This is a genomic window from Vibrio sp. AK197 (assembly GCF_053903115.1).
The window spans coordinates 2103879-2124629 of the sequence record NZ_CP096430.1 but is presented as its reverse complement, the minus strand read 5'-3'; the positions used below and the strand labels follow the sequence as shown (position 1 = coordinate 2124629).

Below are 20751 nucleotides of genomic sequence, written 5' to 3'. Positions count from 1 at the left end.
AAACTGATTTAATTGCTTTTTGTATAAAAACGCTGCAATTCGGTCAATCCTTGCATTAACACAGGCAAAGTTGGGTTTTCATCTTGTAGACGATGGTAGTCTTGGTCGTACAATTTGAAGTTACCAAATTTATCAATCACGGTGGTACTGCTGTCGGTAATTAGAGCAAGTTCACGAGAATCACCGGCAATGATCCAACGGCGTTTGCTCTCATCAAACATATTACGACCACTACTAAAGTCACTGGGTTTCGATGACACACCCAATAAGTCTTGCATTAGAGTCACCGAGAAATCGAGGTGGCTTGTGCGATGACTGTAGACGCCGGGCACTTTACCTGGCCAGTAAATGACCATTGGGACTTGCAACTGATATTGGCTGTAATTGCTATTGGCGCCCCAGCTGTTGGTCTTGGTTTCATTGAACTCAATACCATGGTTTGACGTAATCACGACCATGGTGTTGTCTTGCAGCTGTAAGGTTTGAATCTCTTCAAACAATTTCGCCAGTTCCTCGTCCGCATGCTGCACTGACTGTTGATAGCCTGAGCGTAATTTTTCGGTAGCCGAGCCTTTGCCATTCCCTTGCATTTGAAAATCTTCAAGTGTGGTTAGCTCGATAAAGCTGAACCAAGGTTTACCATTTGGCTGCTGAGTAACCCACTGTGACCAAGCGTTGATCGCTTGATTGTCATTTGGTCCGTTGCCATCTTTGGGCAGTTCAGTGAGTGATTTATCGATGAACATAGTTTCTGCATACAGGTTGTCATCGAAATTACCACCACTGAATAGACCAAATTGGTAGTCCTGATTTTCAAGTGCTTTAATCACAACAGGTTTGGTCGCTTGAGAGCGAATACTCGTTTCATAGCTACTTGGCAAACCATAGAACAGCCCGAAGACACCAAACATGTCATTGCTGGAGCTATAATGGTTGGTAAAGTTCAATGATTGCTGAGCGAATGCGTAGGTATTGGGCATTTCCTGCTCATTGAGCGCGTCAGAACGGAGATTGTTCACGCTCACCACCAAAATATTCAAATCATTTGGACGGCGGTTAAATTCAATCGGTTCTAGTGGATAATTAACAATGTCCGCATTTTCACTCTCCGCTTGGCGTTTGAGGTATTCATCGCGATCCAGTAACCCGTGTTTCTGCATGAACGACTTGGCGGTCATTGGATATGACAGCGGGAAATTCGCTCGCTGGGAAGTGATTGGGCTATAGAAGTAAGCATCCGCCCAAACGTACGTTAGATGGCTTGCAATAAAACTCACAAAGAAAAAGGCGGCAATCGGGCGTCCCACACGTTTGTGTGATAAACGGCGCTGCTTGTGCCAGACCCATTCTGATAATGCGAGCTCTATCAAGAAGATCAGCGGTAACACGACAAACAAGTGCTGCAAGTCCGCGGTCACCGCACTTTCACTGTCGTCACTAAATAGCACTTCCCAAACTACAGGGTTTAAGTGCAGGTTTATCGACTGATAGGCTTGAGTGTCGACTAATAGAACCGTCAACCCCACCGTTGCAAAGCAGACAGCGACTAATCGAAAGAGTTTCCGTGATGGAATCAAAAATGTCAGCGGGAACAGAATTAACAGGTAAATAGCAAAAACTAAAAAACCAAAATGTCCAACCCAAGAGACGGCGAGATAAAACTGGCCTAATAATGTTTCTGGCCAAGGGGATTGAGCGATATATCGAGTCCCGATGAGCATTGCAGAAATTATGTTGAAGAAAGCAAACCAGTGCCCCCAACCGACTAATCTCGACACTCTTTCGCCGTATGTATTTCCTTTATCTACCATGTACTGTTCTATTTTCCGCTAAATTTTGTGTTTTAGTCTTACTTTTCTTCGACAGAGGCAAGCAATGCTTGAGCAAATTGTTCTGCAATTTTCTTACGTTGAGACTCCGCAACGTGTTGATTTACCACGTTGGTAGCAATATTACCAGCGATCATCAGCATCAAATCTGGAGCGGCTTGGTGTTTTTGAAAAATAGTGCCAACTTCGCTAAGGATAGTTTCAATTTGTTCATTGCTGTATTTTGATGTAATCGGCATAAAGACTCTAATGATGATAGTAGTAAAGCGGCTTATGATAACCTACAATGCGTGACAACTGAAACATAGCACAACGATATTTTCACTATGAGCCTTCATCTTTCCAACCTTATCCTTCATCAACTTCAGAAAAATGACTCTGAAGAGTTAGAAATCCATTTCCGCAGTGATGCACTAGAGCATGATGCGTCCAGCGAGCACTTTGTTTCTGAATTACACCGTGTCTTTCATTCTAAAGCAGGTAAAGGCTTTGGCTCTTTTAAATCAGACAGTGAATTCCAAAACTGGTTGCAGCAATTACGTAGCGGCGATAAAAATTTCTACGATTTCTCTCAACTGTGTGGAACCCGTCTTAAAGATGAAATTTCAAAGTACCCTTTTGCAGAAGAGGGGATCTTTGTTATTGCACAATATCAGTCACTTGCCACTGAATATTTACTGATTGGTATTATACCTTCCAAACAGAGCATGAAAGTCACCGAAGGGTTAGAGATTAGTGCGACAGATTACTTAGATCTGACAAAAATGGACATTGTCGCCCGTCTTGACTTATCAAGTTACGACACCGATAAAGAGTCCAATCGCTATCTGAGTTACATCAAAGGGCGTGTCGGGCGCAAAGTTGCCGATTTCTTCCTAGATTTTCTCCAAGCAGAAGTTGGGCTTGATGTGAAGCAGCAAAACCAAGTGTTGATGCAAGCGGTACAAGATTTTTGCGCGGATTCGAAATTGGAGAAAGAAGAAGCGGTTCAGTACAAAAAGCAAGTATACGACTACTGTAATGAGCAGATAAAATCAGGTGATGAAGTCGAAGTTCGTGAGCTATCTGGTGAATTGCCCGCGAGCCAAGATGGCACCAGCTTTATGGATTTCACCAAAGAGCAAGGTTACGAGTTGGAAGAGAGCTTTCCTGCCGACCGTTCAACCGTACGCAAACTCACTAAATATGTCGGCGCTGGCGGTGGGTTGAATGTCAGCTTTGATAGTGTGCTCATGGGCGAACGCGTGTTTTACGATCCAGAAACGGACACGCTTACCATCAAAGGGACACCACCTAATCTGCGTGATCAGTTGACCCGCAACCAGTAATCTCCTCCCTACTAAGCTTTGCTTCAGTCTAAATAGTAAACGTCTGAAGCAAAGTCATTTTCATTCCTCTCTGCTTGTTCCAAACGGCTTTTTTCATCCTGTGCTGGGTTTTGAGTATCAAGTGAGCTTTTTCGTTGGTTTTCCCATTCTTTCTATGGAAACCACTACCTAAATATAGGGTATTGGCTTTATTGTCGTTTCGCCGCGCCGCTGTGCATGTTTGATTGGCATAACGGATACTCATAACGAGATATATTAATTTATCTTATTGTTTATTAAAAATAAAAAGTTCTATATTCATGATTCGTTACGTTTTCAATTGGCTCAATAATCTTCGTAAGATCATCGACTAACTCTAGTTTTTAGCAAAATTTGATAAAAATTAAGCAAAAACTGGAAGAAAAATCTAAATATGACTTGAGATTTGTTGCTGAAAATTGAAAGATGGAAAGCATATTTGAACGAGTACACGGAGAGTTAATGATGAGAGTTGGTTTGATTGGTTGGCGTGGCATGGTGGGTTCTGTCCTAATGCAACGTATGATTGAAGAAAAAGACTTCGATCTTATCGAACCTGTTTTCTACAGCACCTCGCAAGTCGGTATTCCTGCTCCAAACTTTGGTAAAGATGCAGGTAACTTGCAAGATGCCTACGATATCGACAGCCTAAAACAGTTGGATGCAGTGATTACTTGTCAAGGCGGTGGTTACACAGAGAAAGTGTTCCCAGCACTTCGTCAAGCTGGCTGGAAAGGTTACTGGATTGACGCTGCATCAACATTGCGCATGGATAAAGATGCGATTATCACACTTGATCCCGTCAACTTAGCGCAAATTCAGCAAGGCATTCACGGTGGTACCAATACGTTCGTTGGTGGTAACTGCACGGTGAGTTTGATGCTAATGGGCTTAGGCGGCTTATTTGAGAAAGGCCTTGTTGAGTGGATGAGCGCGATGACTTATCAAGCGGCATCCGGTGCTGGCGCGAAAAATATGCGCGAGTTGATTTCCCAAATGGGCGTGATTAACGATTCTGTTAGCTCTGAGCTGGCTAACCCTGCAAGTTCAATTCTTGATATCGATAAGAAAGTCGCTGACACCATGCGCTGCGCTTCTTTCCCTACTGATAATTTCGGTGTGCCATTGGCCGGTTCTTTAATTCCTTGGATTGACGTTAAACGCGACAATGGTCAAAGCAAAGAAGAGTGGAAAGCGGGCGTTGAAGCTAACAAGATTTTGGGTAATACCAACCCGGTTGCGATTGATGGTACTTGTGTACGTATTGGTGCGATGCGTTGCCATGCACAAGCGCTTACCATTAAGCTGAAACAAGATGTCCCGATGGATGAAATCGAAGAGATCATTGCGACTCATAACGATTGGGTAAAAGTGATCCCGAATGAACGCGATATCACGACTCAAGAGCTTTCTCCAGCGAAAGTAACTGGAACCATGTCAGTCCCTGTCGGTCGCCTACGTAAAATGGCGATGGGCAACGATTTCCTCAATGCGTTTACAGTAGGTGACCAACTGCTATGGGGCGCAGCAGAACCACTGCGTCGTACATTACGCATTATCCTTGCAGAAAAAGCTTAATCATTATAAAGCTCTCAATAGCAAAAGCGCCCATTCGGGCGCTTTTCTTTTATCGGTACTTGCTGGTTGATGTCACATGCTTAACAACTATCGAAAGCTCGCGACGTGCTCGACAAGCGATTGGGCTTCTTTGCCTAATAACTGAGAGCTTTGTAACGTTCGAGCGATGGTCTCGCGTCCGGCTTGAGTGAGTTCATTGGTTTCAGTCGCGTGAGTCGCAACTTCTTGAGAGACTTGGGCTTGTTGCTCTGCCGCTGCCGCTATTGAGGTTGAGTGACTATTGATTAAGTTGACCTGTTCTGTAATGGATTCCAATGCTTGCTCCGCTTGTGAGGTAATCTGCGTGACATGTGTGGCTTTCTCTAAGCTTTCTGTCATTTGCTGATTTGAGCTTTGTGTCGAAGCGTTGAGCTGCTTAATAAAGTCAACGACGCTGCCCACCGAATTCTGAGTTCGTTGGGCGAGGGTGCGGACTTCATCGGCGACCACGGCAAACCCTCGACCTTGCTCGCCAGCCCGCGCGGCTTCAATGGCAGCGTTGAGCGCCAGCAGGTTAGTTTGCTCGGCAATCTCACTGATCATTTTGATAATAGATTGAATCTCTTGACTGCTTTTATCCACTTGCTCGTTGGCTTTGGCGAGGTTTGTGAGCTGGTCATGCAGCACCGTGACTTCCGAAACCACTTGCTCCACTTTGTTTTTACCCAAGGTTGAAGCTTGCTTAGCTTTTTCCGTTCCTTCAGCAATAAACTCGACTTGCTGAGCTATGTCATTTGACGAGGTTGCCAGTTCTTCGATGGCTGTCACCATAGACTCTAATTGCTGCTGCTGGTTTTGAGATTGCTGGTTATTGATGTTGGCATCGTCAGCCACTGCCGACGAGAGATCACTGACTTGCTCACTTGATTGGCGAATTTGCCTCACCAAATCGTTCAACTGATGAGCCATCGCCGACACGCCATTTTTAAGTTGGATGATCTCGTTTTGAGTGTTGGCATTGCCAGTTTCAAGCTCTAAGCTCAGTTCTCCATCGCCTAAGCGTTGCACGGCTTGTGAGATTGATTTCATTGGCTTGAGTACGCGACCAATCGTGAGCGTTAGCAAAATAAAGGTGATGATGCCGCCTGCGAGCGACATTAGGCTTACAAGCCAGATGAGTGTTTTACTGTCTTTGGTTAATTCACTTTGCTGGCTACCGCCAATCAAATACCAGTTCCAGCCTTTGATTTTGGTAAACACCGCGTACATCGGGAGTTTTGCACCATCGGTGTCTTGGGTGTATTGAACTAACCCCTGTTGCTGTTCGGCGAGTTTCGCAAAAGGTTGCTGACCACTTGCATCGGTCAGTTGAGTCAGATTGTCGAGACCACTGAGCGTCTCATCGGCCAATAACAATTTTCCTAGCCTGTCGTGGTCTGCATCGGCGACCAGAGTATTACCTGAATCCCCCCATTTAATGGTGTATAGCGACGCAAAGATTTTTTGGGTGATGGTGGAGACTGGTAGGTAAACCGCAAACACCGCGCCTGGTTTTTTGTCGCGAGTCATAACCGGTTCGTAATATGAGATATATTGCTTGCCGCCATACTGATAAAACGTAGAGTAGCTTTTGCCATTCATCAGCTTTTCGTAACCGACAAACTCCTTATCCATGACTTTAGATACGTAGCGTTCACCTTGTTCATCGGTTAGTGAGCTGGAGATACTTAACCAGCTGTTGTCCATTAACGCAAACAAGGTGGCTTTGGCTCCGGTGTCTGTGGTGAAAGTATCAACCAACTCGGTGTTATTGACCAAGGGCAAGCCATAGAGATCAATGTTGTAGATTTGATATTGACCAAACGGCAGCTTCATATCCTGAATTTCAAATCCTGCCAAATAGCCATTTTTTAGCGTGGATGTTAGAACGCGTGTGGTATCGACATACGCATCGTATTGACCACTAATAGTGTCAGAGATTGCGCTTAGACGAGATTGCTGCTCTTTGTAGAGGGACGAGAGAAAGATTTTCGACGTATTGAAATACACCAAGCTCGCTAAAGCGGTGAATACCACGGCTAATGCCACGATCATCACTAGCTTGACCTGAAAACCAACTCGCTTGTTATTAAAATAATTCATTATATTGATTGTCATGATACATCCATGGTTAGGCAGAATGTAAAGTCACAATATCGACAAGGTTATAAATAAAACATCGTTTTGATTTGTGTTTTTGTCATTGGTCACAGAGCAATTGTCAGCTTTGATACTTAGCTCAAACATTTGAATTACTTGGAATCAAGATCGCTACAACTATAGATTGAGCTAAAATTACGTTCGTTTTTGTCCGCCATTAAAGCCTGCTAGTTTCTCGAAGTTAATGAAATTTCGATGTTTATTTATAAAAATAAGCCCAACTTTATTAACTGGTATCTATCGTAATATAGAGAAATATTCTCTGACGCTATTACATAAGTGATTTATAATTTAGTGATTGTTAAACCCTTAAGAGCGCAGCTAAGCGTTTGATTGCAAAATGACTTAAGGAACAGCATGGTGTTTGTAAGCTGGTATAACGCGTCAATTAAACGAAAGATTGGTGGGCTTTTTGTTTTGCTACTTTCGTTTCTATTGGCAACGATTGTTTATTCAATCTACAAAATTCAGTTGATCGAAGAAGAGATGAGGGAAGTGGCGTATCTGGATATCCCTCTCAGCCAGATCATGAATCAAATCGAGTTTATCGAGCTTGAGCAGCACCTCGAATTTGAACAAGTGTTACTCGGTGACTTAGATCCTAATGCGCTAGAACCCCATCAACAGTTTGTGATGGAGAAAAATAAGCTCAAGCAGTTGCTTGACCGCGCCATTAACCTGATTTCAGATAGCCTCAACCAAGAAGCGCTTCAGCTCAATGTTGTCGAGCACCAGCAAGTGTCTGCGTCGCTGAGTGATTACTACCAACTCAGCCGCCGCTATGAAGATAAACTGACACAAGTCATGTTAGCGCCTAAGGCTCATGAACAAGATATTGAGCAAATAGAAACACTCGCAGCCGAATTAGAAGCACTGCAAAAGCAGGTGATAGAACGCCTGAATCAAATCTCCCGCCGCGACGCTTATTACACAGAGCAACATGAGAAGGAGTTCTTGTTTGTGAACTCTGCGCTTGGTATTACGGCATTGGTATTAGGCTTACTGCTGACCGTGTATATTGTTCGATTAATCCTTACACGTATTCGTCGCATTCAGGGTGAAATCCACAGCCTCAACAATTCGCTGGAACATGGTGAGCCTGTGCCCGCACCGGACATCAGCGACGTGGACAGTCGTGATGAACTGGCAAGTTTAGAAAAAGACATTCAGCGCGTTATGCTCAGTTTGTCAGGAGAGATGACCTATCGGGAAGAAGTGGAAAAGCAGCTGTTGAAACTGGCAACACAAGACAGACTGACGGGCGTGTTTAACCGCCATAAATGGGAAGAAGAAATTGCTAAGCAAGTAAACTTAGCTAAGCGTGGTTATCAGTTTGGTTTGATCATTCTTGATATTGACCATTTTAAAAGGGTTAACGACCAGCATGGCCACGATACGGGCGATCAATTGCTAAAGCGTATCACGGCGACCATCAGTGAACGGCTACGTAAAACCGACATGTTGTTTCGAATTGGTGGTGAAGAGTTTGCGATCATTTTGCCAATGCTCGACAAGCCAGCATTGGAAGCGGTGGCTGAATCACTACAAAGTCTGATTGAAAGTAAACGTTATGAAGATTTACCTCCGGTGACGGTCAGTCTCGGCGTGACCACGTTTCGCGAGTTCGATGATGAAACTTCCCTTTTCAAACGAGCAGACAGCGCTTTGTATGATGCGAAACGACTTGGCCGCAATCAGGTGGTGTATCGTGAGTAACACCAATGTGATTACCGTAGCATTAACAAAAAAGCCCCACGCGGGGCTTTTTTAGTGAGATTGCGTATTTTGCTTAACTAGCCATGGCGACGTTTAAACAGCAGCAGTAAATTGAAAATGAGCAGCACACTAATAAATACCGTCAATACCCAAAGGCCCGCTTGCAAAGCGTGAAGTTGAAAGCGATCGCTCGCTTCAATATGTTGAGTGTAAAAGGCACCTGCGAGGGCAGTACCTAATGCCAACGCGGCTTGTTGCAGGGTGGTCATTAATGCGCTTCCCACACCCGCGAATTTGGCAGGAATACCCGATAACCCAATTCGAATGGCACTGTTTACCACAAACGCATTACCGACACCGACCACCACCATAGGTAGGAACAGCACGGTTGCTGTCAATGATTCCGCATACTGGGTGAGGGTCGTGTAGAGGTAGACATAGCCAATCAAGCACAAGACAGCACCTAGAATCATGACACCGCGAAACGCCGATTTTCCCATCATTTTGGCGATTTTTGCCACCATCAAAGAGCCTGCAAAGTACGAGAGCCCTAAACCCAGAAAGCCATTTCCGGATGCATAAGCGGGCCACTGAAAGCCCGACTGTAATGTTAACGCAACCACAAACATAAAGCCGCCAAACGTTGCGCTCAACATCATTAAGCTAAACATCCCCGCTTGCACATTGGGTTCTTTCAGTAGGGAGGGAGGAAGCAGCGGCGCATCATTGCTGGCTTCTTTGCGCCTCTCAATATTCCACAGTAAAACGCCAAGAGGAATCGTGACCACGAGTAACCCCCATATATGCCATGACCAGTGATCTTCTGCACCCAAGGAAATGGAGGTAAGAATGAGGCCCACAATCATGGCAAATAACAGGGTACCTAAGCCATCGAGGGACATCGCATGCTGTTCTTTCGTTTCAGGAATGTGTTTTTTACCAAAATACAAAATGGCGGCACAAAAAGGGAGATTCAGATAAAACACGGAGCGCCAACCCATTCCAAATAAATCGGCAGAAACCAGCCAACCACCAAGAATTTGGCCGATGACAAAGGAGAGGCCGCCAACAGAACCGTATAAGCCAATTGCTTTTGAGTGACGCTCTCCACTTAACGACACATGTATCGTGGCGAGAATTTGTGGCATCAATAGTGCGGCTGCCACGCCCTGTAGTATGCGTGCACCGATCAGCAAGTAAATGGTTTGTGCCATACCACACAGCAGTGACGAGAGGGCAAATAAGCAAATACCCACCATAAACAACTTCTTGCGTCCGTAGCGGTCGCCAAGACGTCCACTCATGGCCAGAAATACTGAAAAGGCTAAGCCATACAACGAGACAACAAGACCGAGTTGTAGATCGCTGGCTTGCAGCGTTTGGCGAATGGCATCAAGCGCGACATTCACGATGGAGAAATCCATCTGTGGCATTAACTGCCCAAGTATTAATAGAGTTAAACCAGCAGCGGTTAACTGGCTTTTGTTGCTGTCATTCAAGTAACACGACCTTAGTTCGGGGAAAACTACGTGCCATTATGAAGACAAAACAGCGATAGAGCCAGTGAGGACTTGGGGATGAGAGATATAAAAAACCGCACTAAAAAGCGCGGTTTAGGAGAAGGGAATCAATCTGTTGTTATGCCAGGCCAGGAAATAAACTGCGCAGGCCATTGGCAATAAATTCAATCCCCAATGCGCCTAGAATTAGACCCATGATACGGGTAATTACGTTGATGCCAGTTTGACCAAGAAAACGCACGATGAGTGGTGCAGAGCGAAATAGAAGCCATGAGCAACCACAAAACACTACGATAGTTAGGCAGATACCTAAAGTATCCATCATTCCCGGATAACGTGAACCGTAAACAATGGTTGAACTGATTGCACCAGGCCCGGCCATTAACGGCATGGCGAGCGGTACGACGCCGACTTGTTCTCGGCTAATGTATTCCGATTTTTCCTGTTTATTCTGTTTATCTTCACCAAGTTTACCGCTCATCATTGAAAACGCGATGCTCATCAGCAGCAGACCGCCAGCGACACGAAACGAATCGAGGGAAATGCTAAACATATCTAGTAGCAGTTGTCCGCCGAGCAGCGAGACAATCAGAATGACCGCAACCGCGATATTCGCGGTGCCTGCCGTTTTATGTTTTTCCTCAATGGTCATGTGTCCGGTAAGCGACACGAATACCGGCATAATCCCTACCGGATTGACCGCAGCTACTAATCCCAGAAAAAACTGAAGAAAAATAGCCAAATCGAAACTTTGCATAACTTGCGTACTCAAAGAAAAAAGGATCAAGGTGAATGTTAGGTGAGGCGCTAATGTAAGGCAAAAATCACTTTGGTTCGAATGAAAAAAACTAACCTGTCAGCCATTGCAGATGTGAGAAAAACTAATTTATGGTTTTAAGGTAAACGGCTTTTTGCCACGATGTTAACTACAATGGCAGCAACGTATCCATAGATAGGAACGGTCTATAATGAGCAAAGTTATTTCATAATCATCGCGACAAAGTAGAGAGTTTATCGAGGCTCTCTATACTTTTTAGTGGCACGAAAATCACGATACACATGTAATTAAGTGGTTAAAAATGAAACTTTTTTACAAGAGGGCTGAAAGAGGCGTGAAAATTTCTCAAAAATATGTGTTTTTTTTACAAACGCGAAGTTATTAAAAGCTGTTTAAATTCAGTTACTTAGGTTTTTTCTTTTGTGCGGCGCACTACTTTAGAGGTAAAGAGCTTTTCATAACTGATCTGGGTCAATTTATTTCGAATACTGAAATAATATACTCAAGCCATGGAAAGAAATTACTTACATTGAAAGCCGTTTACTAAGAGTGTTGTTAGATAAGTAACTGAAACATCAGTAGAGAAACGTCCACAACCTTACTAAAAAGTTTTTAATATTTGTTATTTTAGGAGATTCACTATGCCTGTAACCAACTTGGCTGAACTTGATGCTCTCGTCGCTCGCGTAAAAGCGGCTCAAGAAGAATTTGCAACTTACTCTCAAGAGCAAGTAGACAAAATTTTCCGTGCAGCATCTCTAGCGGCAAACCAAGCCCGTATCCCTCTTGCTCAACAAGCAGTTGCGGAATCTGGCATGGGTATTGTCGAAGATAAAGTGATCAAAAACCACTTCGCATCTGAGTTTATTTACAATAAATACAAAGATGAAAAAACCTGTGGTGTTCTAGACGAAGATGACAACCTAGGCACTATGACTATCGCAGAACCTGTTGGTATTATCTGTGGTATTGTTCCAACCACTAACCCAACTTCAACCGCAATCTTCAAATCTCTTATCTCTTTGAAGACTCGTAACGGTATCATCTTCTCACCACACCCACGCGCAAAACACTCAACAAACGATGCAGCGAAATTGGTTCTTGAAGCCGCTGTTGCTGCTGGCGCACCACGTGACATCATTGGCTGGATCGATGAGCCGTCAGTTGAGCTTTCTAACGCATTGATGAAACATGAAGGCATTGCGCTTATCCTTGCAACAGGTGGTCCTGGCATGGTTAAAGCAGCTTACTCTTCTGGTAAACCGGCTATCGGTGTTGGTGCAGGTAACGTTCCTGTTGTTATCGACGAAAGCGCAGACATTAAACGTGCTGTCGCCTCTGTACTGATGTCAAAAACCTTCGATAACGGCGTTGTTTGTGCGTCTGAGCAAGCGGTTATCGTTGTTGACGATGTATACGACGAAGTGAAAGAGCGTTTTGCCACTCACAAAGCGCACGTTTTATCAAAAACTGATGCGGATAAAGTGCGTAAAGTTCTGCTTATCGATGGAGCACTGAATGCGAAAATCGTTGGTCAACCTGCGACTGTGATTGCAGAAATGGCCGGTGTTAAAGTCCCTGCTGATACTAAAATCCTTGTGGGTGAAGGTCTCGGTGAAGTGTCTTACGACGATGAGTTCGCTCACGAGAAATTGTCTCCAACATTGGGCATGTTCCGCGCGTCTTCATTTGAAAACGCGGTAGACCAAGCGGTGACAATGGTTGAAATCGGTGGTATCGGCCATACATCAGGTCTTTACACGAACCAAGATGTTAACGCAGACCGTATCCGTTACTTCGGTGACAAACTAAAAACAGCTCGTATTCTTATCAATATCCCAACCACTCACGGTGGTATTGGTGACTTGTACAACTTCAATGTTGCACCTTCATTGACGCTAGGTTGTGGTTCTTGGGGTGGTAACTCTATCTCTGAAAACGTAGGTCCTAAACACCTAATCAACAAGAAAACTGTTGCGAAGCGAGCTGAGAATATGTTGTGGCACAAACTACCTAAGTCAATCTACTTCCGTCGTGGTAGCCTTCCGATCGCACTTAGCGACCTAGAAGGTAAGAAACGTGCATTCCTAGTGACTGACCGCTTCCTATTCAACAACGGTTATGCTGACGAAGTTGTGAGCCTACTGAAAGGTCTAGGCCTTGAAGTTCAAACTTTCTTTGACGTAGAAGCGGATCCAACGCTATCGGTCGTTAAGAAAGGTGCTGCTCAAATGCAGAGCTACCAACCGGATGTGATTCTTGCGCTAGGTGGTGGTTCACCAATGGATGCTGCGAAAATCATGTGGGTGATGTACGAGCACCCAGAAACGCACTTCGAAGAGCTTGCAATGCGCTTTATGGATATCCGTAAACGTATCTACAAGTTCCCTAAAATGGGTCAAAAAGCAGAGCTTGTTTGTATCACTACCACTTCAGGTACTGGTTCAGAAGTAACACCATTCGCGGTTGTTACCGATGACCAAACTGGCGCGAAATACCCATTGGCGGATTACGAGCTAACTCCTCAAATGGCTATCGTTGATGCGAACCTAGTCATGAATATGCCGAAGTCTCTAACTGCATTCGGTGGTTACGATGCGGTAACTCACGCGCTAGAAGCTTACGTATCTGTTCTGGCAAGCGAGTACTCAGACGGTCAAGCGCTACAAGCTCTTAAACTGCTAAAAGAGTACCTACCTTCAAGCTATGCAAATGGTGCGAATGACCCAATTGCTCGTGAGAAAGTACACAATGGCGCAACCATCGCTGGTATGGCATTTGCCAACGCGTTCCTTGGTGTTTGTCACTCAATTGCTCACAAAATCGGTGCGGAGTTCCACCTTCCACACGGTCTTGCTAACGCATTGATGATTTCAAACGTTATCCGTTACAACGCGAATGACAACCCAACTAAACAAACTGCGTTCTCTCAATACGACCGTCCACAAGCACGCCGTCGTTACGCAGAAGTTGCTGAGCACTTAGGTCTGGTTCAACCTGGCGACCGTACTGCACAGAAAATTGAGCGTCTACTTGCTTGGTTGGATGAGCTAAAACAAAACTTGGATATTCCAATGTCTATCCAAGCCGCCGGTGTTAATGAAGCTGACTTCTTAGCGAAAGTTGACCAACTAGCGGTTGACGCGTTCGATGACCAATGTACTGGTGCGAACCCACGTTACCCTCTAATCAGCGAGCTAAAAGAAGTGCTTAAAGCGTCTTACTACGGTAAAGCGTTTGTTGAAGGTGAAACCTTCGAAGGCACTACCGTTATCAAGAAAAAAGCTGACCAAGTTGCTGAAAAACCAGCAGCAAAACCAGCAGCAAGCAAAAAGCCAAAAGCTGAAGCATAAGAGAGATTTTCGCTAGCACGAAATCTACGATGTCGACAAAGCCCTAGCCCCGCGCTGGGGCTTTTTTTATGCCTGATTGGGGCATCGGTGAGGGGCACTTATGTACCAGTCGAACGCTTGCTGGGAGTAGGGGTAAAGCGCTTTTGATGGCAATAAAAAAGGCACCGTTCGGCGCCTTTTACATATTCGACTCACAGTGAACTCGCGTTTACTTCTCGTCATCAGGTAAGCGTACGTTAAGCTCCAGTACTGCGATATCTTCGTCTTTTTGTTCAAACGACAAATCGACCATAGAAGGGTCTATCGCGACGTACTTTTTAATGACGGCCAGAATGTCTTCTTTCATCTGCGGCAAGTAGGCCGGAGAAGGTTCATTTTGACTGCGTCGCTCCGCAACGATAATTTGTAGTCGCTCTTTGGCGAGGCTGGCGGATGCTTTCTTATTGGGTCTAAAAAACTCAAGTAGTGACATAATGTCGTTAGCCTCCAAATAGTCGTTTAAAGATGCCTTTTTTCTCCTCGACCAAGAAGCGGAACTCCACTTGTTCACCAAGAAGGCGGTCAACGGTATCGCTGTACGCCATACCTGCGTCTGACTGCTCATCAAAGACCACAGGGACACCTTTGTTTGATGCGTTTAACACCGCTTGGCTTTCTGGAATTACCCCAAGCAATGAAATATGTAAAATCTCTTCAACGTCTTCGACACTTAGCATTTCACCCTGATTGACACGCGCTGGATTGTAGCGAGTCAATAGTAGGTGCTGCTTGACGGGCTCAAGGCCTTGTTCTGCGCGTTTTGATTTTGAATCCAAAATGCCCAAAATACGGTCAGAATCGCGAACTGATGAAACTTCAGGGTTGGTAGTAACAATTGCTTCATCTGCATAGTATAGCGCCATTAGCGCACCTTGCTCGATGCCTGCAGGCGAATCACAAATGACAAAATCGAAGCCCATTTCGTCAAGTTCATTGAGTACGCGCTCTACGCCATCATGGGTGAGGGCGTCTTTATCACGCGTTTGTGATGCAGGTAAGATGAACAAATTTTCTGTGCGTTTGTCTTTGATCAGTGCTTGATTCAGGGTTGCTTCGCCATTGATCACGTTAACAAAATCGTAGACGACACGACGCTCACAGCCCATGATCAAATCGAGGTTACGCAAGCCGATATCAAAATCAACCACCGCGGTCTTTTTGCCCTTAAGCGCTAAGCCAGAAGCGATTGCCGCGCTCGATGTTGTTTTTCCCACGCCGCCTTTACCCGACGTGACAACTATAATGCGTGCCATGAAATAGATTCCTTATCTTTTTATATTGTTAGCAACTCAAGCTTAAGAGAGTCGTCTTGCAAACTGAGCATAACTTTTTGCTGCCATAGCTCAGGTGCAAATTGTTCAGTGAGCCAATAATGTCCAGCAATGGACATCAACTCGGCGTTCAGTTGATTGCAGATAATCACTGCATTGGTATTACCACTCGCTCCAGCAATGGCGCGGCCGCGTAGCGTACCATGAATGTGGATTGAGCCATCCGCGATCACTTCAGCGCCTTCGCTGACATGATTGAGGATGACTAAGTCGCAGTCTTTCGCGTAGATCTGTTGTCCAGAACGCACTGGGGTACGGATAACCTTGGTCGGGACCATTTGGGCAGGCGCTTGCGAGGGCGATTTACTGGCACTCATGACCGCAAAGCCGGCTTGTGATGCGAGGTTTTGCGTGCGCTTATCTTTACTGCCTGAGATCCCGACAGGAATCATACCCGCGGTCTGAATACCTTGCTTTAATTGTTTAAAGTCGACGTCTTTTTCCACGTTATCAATATTGATAACCACGGGCGCACTGGCGAAAAAGGCGGGAGCCTGATCGACCTTTTCTTGTAAAAAATGGATAGCTTGTTCGACATTATTGTCAGAAAGGTGCAAAACTGACAGAGTAAAGCTGCTACCTTTTAGGTCTGGGGTGCGTGACATCTTGAATTATGGACCTCGATAAATCATCACCAAACGAGAATTGGCGTTGCTTGAGACTAGGGATGTCATGTTATATTTCCTCAGAAGGCACAGCAAGTTATCTCGTGTTTAATTCTTCGTTTTGAGAACATTTTTTTCGAAACGCTGACGTTTATAGAGTTGTTACATTAAAAAGGCTTCCAATGCTCTGTACCATTTACAAAAGTACCAAGAAAGAAGGTGCTTACCTGTATGTTCCAAAGAAGGACGATTTTTCACAAGTTCCTGACACACTTATGGCGATGTTCGGCAAACCTTCGCTGGTTATGATGATTAATCTGGATGGACGCGATTTAGCGCAAGTCGATGTAGCGAAAGTGAAACAATCGCTCATCGATGACGGCTTCTTTTTGCAATTGCCGCCACCGCCAGAAAATCTATTAGAGAAATACAAAGAGCAAAAAGCGAAACAGGGTTCATAATTATTCAAGATTATTGGCCTAGCATGATCGAACGAAGGTAATTGGCCCAAGGAGCAAAACATTGAAAAAAATCGTGTCAGTGGCTTTAAGTTTTGCAATGTCGGGCGCCGTGATGGCCGCCGACGTTGAATTTGACCAATATGTAGAAGGGCTGAAACAAGAAGCGCAGCAAAAAGGCATTTCACAACAAGTGATTGATGAAGCCTTTGCTGACGTCACTTACAAGCCTCGTGCCGTTAAGGCAGACCGCAATCAACCGGAAAAACGCTTAACTCTTGACGAGTACATTCCACGCGCCGCACCTGCGTGGAAAGTAAAGCAAGCTCGCGAATTATACCGGCAACACCACGATGAATTAGTAACAATTGGTAAACAATATGGTGTGCAACCGCGCTTCATCGTTGCGCTGTGGGGTGTGGAGAGTAATTTCGGTAAATTTACTGGGGGTTATAGCGTCATTGATGCATTGGCAACGATGGCTTACGATGGGCGCCGCGAAGACTTCTTCCGAAGTGAAGCGATGGCAGCGTTAACCATTCTCGAACAAGGGCATATTTCAGCGAGTGAGATGAAAGGCTCTTGGGCGGGTGCCATGGGGCAGTGTCAATTTATGCCGAGTTCGTTTCTGGCGTTCGCCGCTGATGGTAACGGAGACGGCAAAAAAGACATTTGGGGCACCGAAGCGGATGTGTTTGCATCAACGGCGAATTATCTAAGTAAGTCAGGTTGGGACGACAACTTTACCTGGGGACGCCAAGTGAAGTTGCCAAAGGGATTTGACCTGAGCATTCAAGGTCGTGATAAAGATAAAGCCAAAACGCTGTCTGAATGGAGCGCGTTGGGGGTAACCCGTTATGACGGCAGCCCTCTACCGAAGTTGACCAATGACATCGACGCATGGCTCATTGCACCGGATGATGAGAATGGTCGCGTTTATTTGGTCTACAACAACTATAATGTGTTGATGAAGTGGAATCGTTCGTACTATTTCGCTCTTGCGGTAAGCCACCTCGCTGATCTTATTTATTAATAAATCAACAGGTCTGATAAAAATCCACAACCCGGCGACGAGCTGTGTTGTGGTTTTTTTATAAGGAAACTTATATGGAATTATCGATAGCTGCCTCTTTGGCGTTAATCGGCTTGCTTTCTCTCATTTGCCAACTGATTGGTTGGCGATTGCACCTTCCTGCGATACTCCCTCTTTTATTGGTGGGGTTAGCCGTTGGGCCGGGTTTTGACATCATTAACCCAGACCAATTGTTTGGCGACACCCTGTTCCCTCTTATTTCGCTTGGTGTAGCAATCATCCTATTTGAGGGCTCATTAACGCTCAATATTCAGGAGATACGCGGTCACGGTCGAATGGTGATGAACCTTGTCACGACGGGAATTGGCGTGACGTGGGTCTGTGTGACATTAGGGGCGCATTTTCTGGCAGGTTTTGAGTGGTCACTGGCAGCTCTGTTCTCAGCGCTGGTGGTGGTGACCGGGCCAACGGTTATTGCTCCCATGCTAAAAAGTGTTCACCCTAAAGCGGAACTCGGGCGTATTTTGCGCTGGGAAGGGATCATCATCGACCCTCTAGGTGCTCTGCTTGCGGTACTGGTTTACGAGTTTATTGTTTCTGCCGCTGAGCCAACAGAGCATTTAGTCAGTGCCTTTACTATGGTGATTGGCGTCGGGTTAGGGCTCGGTATTTTGGCCGGAGTCTTTGTTGCCAAAATGCTCAAAAGTAACTGGGTGCCACATTATTTACGCAATATTGCTGTGCTGACCATTGTTTTGTCGATGTTTGCGTTGTCGAATGAGTTACAAGAAGAGTCGGGGCTTTTGACGGTGACCATCATTGGTATGTGGCTTGCCAATGTCAAAAACCTCAACTTAGACGACATTATTGAGTTTAAAGAAACCTTAACCGTGCTGCTCATCTCGGGATTATTTATTTTGCTCGCGAGTCGACTGGACTCCAATGCATTTACCTCGCTCGGATGGGGCGGTCTTGGCGTTTTGGCCGTGGTAATGTTTGTTGCTCGTCCATTGTCGGTATGGTTATGTGGGATTGGAACGGGGCTGACTTCAAAAGATAAATGGTTTCTATCATGGATTGCTCCGCGTGGGATCGTTGCCGCAGCGGTTTCGTCGCTGTTCGCGATTCGCTTAAGTGATATGGGATTATTCGAAGGGGTTGATAAACTGGTACCGCTGGTGTTTTTGATGATCATTGGTACGGTTGTCACGCAAAGCCTAACGGCGCGTTTGTGGGCTAATTTTTTGGGTGTAACCGAAGGTAAGCCACAGGGAATGCTGATTTTTGGTGCCACAACATTTACTCGCGCTTTTGCTCAAACGTTGGCCAAACACAAAATTAAAACCATTTTGGCGGACACCAACTGGGAGAGCATTCGTTTATCGAGAATGAATAATCTCAATGTCTATTTTGGTAACCCGGCGTCAAGCCATGCAGAAAGTCATTTGGATTTAGCGGGGATTGGTAAAGTGATGGTGGCTTCGCCGTATCGTCAAGCCAATCCGATTGTCTCAATGTACTACCAAAATGACTTTGGTGAAAACGCGGTGTATCAATTGAGTGTCGGGGAAAACACCCACGAGCGTTACAAAGTGGATCGCAACCCAAATGAAGTGCTGTTTGGTGATGGCGTAAGTTATGCGATGCTCAATTCAATGATGGCACAGGGAAGCACAATTAAAAGTACGTCAATCACTGAAAACTTTACTATCGCTCAATTTTGGGAGTGCAACCCCAAGGCATTGCCGTTGTGTTTAGTGAAGGATGGTAAGTTATGGCTACTGACGGCAAAAGACGTGCTGGAAGAAATTAAAACCCAAGGCTGGGATTTAATCAGCGTGATTCCACCGCAAACAGAAGTGGTGGATAACGTGATTCAAAGCAAAGCCAGTTGATTGGTTCATCATAAAAAATGGCAGCCGAGTTGGCTGCCATTTTTGTATCCAAAGTTTGGTTAATCGTTACTTTTTGGTATGGAACTGCTCACATGCCAGCATGGTGTTTTCAATTAAACTGGCGACGGTCATTGGCCCAACGCCACCTGGGACAGGAGTAATAAAGCTCGCTCGCTCTTTGGCTTTGGCGTACTCAACATCGCCAACCAACTTGCCGTTATCCATGCGGTTGATGCCGACATCAACGACCACTGCGTCTTCTTTGATCCATTCGCCAGGAATGAAGTTGGGCTTACCCACCGCAACAACTACGATATCTGCCTGACGCACATGGCTTTCTAAATCTTTGGTAAATCGGTGGCAAGTCGTGGTTGTACACCCTGCAAGTAATAGCTCAAGTGTCATTGGGCGGCCAACAATGTTGGAGGCACCGACGATCACCGCGTGCTTACCGCGTAAGTTAATGTTGTAACGATCCAGCAGAGTAATGATACCTTTTGGCGTGCATGAGCGAAGAGTGGGAATGCGCTGAGCCAAACGGCCAACGTTGTATGGGTGGAATCCATCCACATCTTTCTCTGGAATGATGCGCTCTAGGACATGCGTGGAGTCGATACCAGCAGGCAGGGGTAACTGAACCAAAATACCATCGATTTGTTCATCGGCATTAAGCTCATCAATTAGCTTAAGGAGATCCGCTTCGCTGGTGGTGGCTGGAAGATCAAACGATTTTGATACAAACCCGACTTCCTCGCAGGCGCGACGCTTACTACCAACATAAACTTGAGACGCAGGATCTTCACCTACCAATACCACGGCTAAACCTGGTGCACGTAAACCCGCTTCAACACGCGCTTTTACTCGAGCCGCAACTTCTGAACGGACGGTTTGAGAAATAAGAGTTCCATCAATATTTTGAGCAGACATGACTTTCCTTAAGAAATCGAATTGCCAAACGAATTGCTGCGCATTGTCGCAAATAATTAAGATAACATCCACACGCAAACGTTTGCTTTGGGGTGTTTTTAGTCACTAATTCGTTGGATGGCCTTTTTTTAGGCGGTCAGAACAGAATGTTATAGAAAGCCGTTG

Annotated in this window: 16 protein-coding genes; 7 read left to right on the top strand and 9 right to left on the bottom strand. The window is 45.3% G+C overall.

Annotation, left to right across the window (positions count from 1 at the left end; genetic code table 11):
* Nucleotides 1-8: 8 nt before the first annotated feature.
* Together M1D72_RS16945 and M1D72_RS16940 are read right to left on the bottom strand one after the other, a co-directional pair.
* Entirely contained in the window at nt 9-1811 is a 1803-nt protein-coding gene (locus M1D72_RS16945) for a DUF3413 domain-containing protein (RefSeq protein ID WP_390189207.1), read from the bottom strand.
* Between the two features lie 38 nt (nt 1812-1849).
* A complete protein-coding gene (locus M1D72_RS16940) occupies nt 1850-2068 on the bottom strand; it encodes a DUF1414 domain-containing protein (RefSeq protein WP_390189209.1) in 219 nt (72 codons plus the stop codon).
* A gap of 87 nt (nt 2069-2155) precedes the next feature.
* Here M1D72_RS16940 and yejK point away from each other — a divergent pair, with 87 nt between their 5' ends.
* Both yejK and asd read left to right on the top strand, forming a co-directional pair.
* Nucleotides 2156-3157 carry a nucleoid-associated protein YejK gene (yejK, locus tag M1D72_RS16935; RefSeq protein ID WP_456295958.1) on the top strand — a complete coding sequence of 334 codons (1002 nt, stop codon included), beginning with the start codon at nt 2156-2158 and terminating at the stop codon, nt 3155-3157.
* A gap of 483 nt (nt 3158-3640) precedes the next feature.
* A complete protein-coding gene (gene asd / locus M1D72_RS16930; RefSeq protein WP_390191801.1) occupies nt 3641-4753 on the top strand; it encodes an aspartate-semialdehyde dehydrogenase in 1113 nt (370 codons plus the stop codon).
* Between the two features lie 87 nt (nt 4754-4840).
* On the opposite strand, the gene M1D72_RS16925 is transcribed toward asd, so the two are convergent.
* Nucleotides 4841-6889 carry a methyl-accepting chemotaxis protein gene (locus M1D72_RS16925; protein WP_456295957.1) on the bottom strand — a complete coding sequence of 683 codons (2049 nt, stop codon included), beginning with the start codon at nt 6887-6889 and terminating at the stop codon, nt 4841-4843.
* Nucleotides 6890-7288: 399 nt separating this feature from the next.
* On the opposite strand from M1D72_RS16925, the gene M1D72_RS16920 reads away from it, so the two are divergent.
* Nucleotides 7289-8647, top strand: coding sequence for a GGDEF domain-containing protein (locus M1D72_RS16920; RefSeq protein ID WP_456295956.1), 1359 nt, complete (start codon nt 7289-7291; stop codon nt 8645-8647).
* Between the two features lie 77 nt (nt 8648-8724).
* Here M1D72_RS16920 and M1D72_RS16915 read toward each other — a convergent pair whose 3' ends face one another.
* Together M1D72_RS16915 and M1D72_RS16910 are read right to left on the bottom strand one after the other, a co-directional pair.
* On the bottom strand, nt 8725-10146 hold the full coding sequence (locus M1D72_RS16915; RefSeq protein WP_456295955.1) for an MFS transporter: 1422 nt from the start codon (nt 10144-10146) through the stop codon (nt 8725-8727).
* 139 nt (nt 10147-10285) lie between these two features.
* On the bottom strand, nt 10286-10924 hold the full coding sequence (locus M1D72_RS16910) for a YchE family NAAT transporter (protein ID WP_456295954.1): 639 nt from the start codon (nt 10922-10924) through the stop codon (nt 10286-10288).
* Nucleotides 10925-11586: 662 nt separating this feature from the next.
* Between M1D72_RS16910 and adhE the strand changes: the two genes are divergently transcribed.
* Nucleotides 11587-14298, top strand: a complete 2712-nt coding sequence (adhE, locus tag M1D72_RS16905) for a bifunctional acetaldehyde-CoA/alcohol dehydrogenase (protein WP_456295953.1) — start codon at nt 11587-11589, stop codon at nt 14296-14298.
* Nucleotides 14299-14506: 208 nt separating this feature from the next.
* On the opposite strand, the gene minE is transcribed toward adhE, so the two are convergent.
* From minE to minC, 3 genes are read right to left on the bottom strand one after another with little or no spacing between them, the layout of a single operon-like run.
* Nucleotides 14507-14770 carry a cell division topological specificity factor MinE gene (gene minE, locus M1D72_RS16900; protein WP_390189217.1) on the bottom strand — a complete coding sequence of 88 codons (264 nt, stop codon included), beginning with the start codon at nt 14768-14770 and terminating at the stop codon, nt 14507-14509.
* 7 nt (nt 14771-14777) lie between these two features.
* The gene (minD, locus tag M1D72_RS16895; RefSeq protein WP_390189218.1) at nt 14778-15590 is read right to left on the bottom strand and encodes a septum site-determining protein MinD; all 813 of its coding nucleotides are present in this window, start codon (nt 15588-15590) and stop codon (nt 14778-14780) included.
* Nucleotides 15591-15610: 20 nt separating this feature from the next.
* Nucleotides 15611-16273, bottom strand: coding sequence for a septum site-determining protein MinC (gene minC, locus M1D72_RS16890; protein ID WP_456295952.1), 663 nt, complete (start codon nt 16271-16273; stop codon nt 15611-15613).
* 182 nt (nt 16274-16455) lie between these two features.
* Between minC and M1D72_RS16885 the strand changes: the two genes are divergently transcribed.
* From M1D72_RS16885 to M1D72_RS16875, 3 genes are all read left to right on the top strand, one after another.
* Nucleotides 16456-16734, top strand: coding sequence for a YcgL domain-containing protein (locus M1D72_RS16885; protein WP_390189220.1), 279 nt, complete (start codon nt 16456-16458; stop codon nt 16732-16734).
* 97 nt (nt 16735-16831) lie between these two features.
* On the top strand, nt 16832-17764 hold the full coding sequence (locus M1D72_RS16880; RefSeq protein ID WP_390191804.1) for a lytic murein transglycosylase: 933 nt from the start codon (nt 16832-16834) through the stop codon (nt 17762-17764).
* Between the two features lie 74 nt (nt 17765-17838).
* Nucleotides 17839-19659, top strand: a complete 1821-nt coding sequence (locus M1D72_RS16875; protein ID WP_456295951.1) for a cation:proton antiporter — start codon at nt 17839-17841, stop codon at nt 19657-19659.
* Between the two features lie 66 nt (nt 19660-19725).
* Here the strand turns inward: M1D72_RS16875 and folD are convergent, their stop codons facing one another.
* A complete protein-coding gene (folD, locus tag M1D72_RS16870) occupies nt 19726-20586 on the bottom strand; it encodes a bifunctional methylenetetrahydrofolate dehydrogenase/methenyltetrahydrofolate cyclohydrolase FolD (RefSeq protein ID WP_456295950.1) in 861 nt (286 codons plus the stop codon).
* Between the last annotated feature and the right edge of the window lie 165 nt (nt 20587-20751).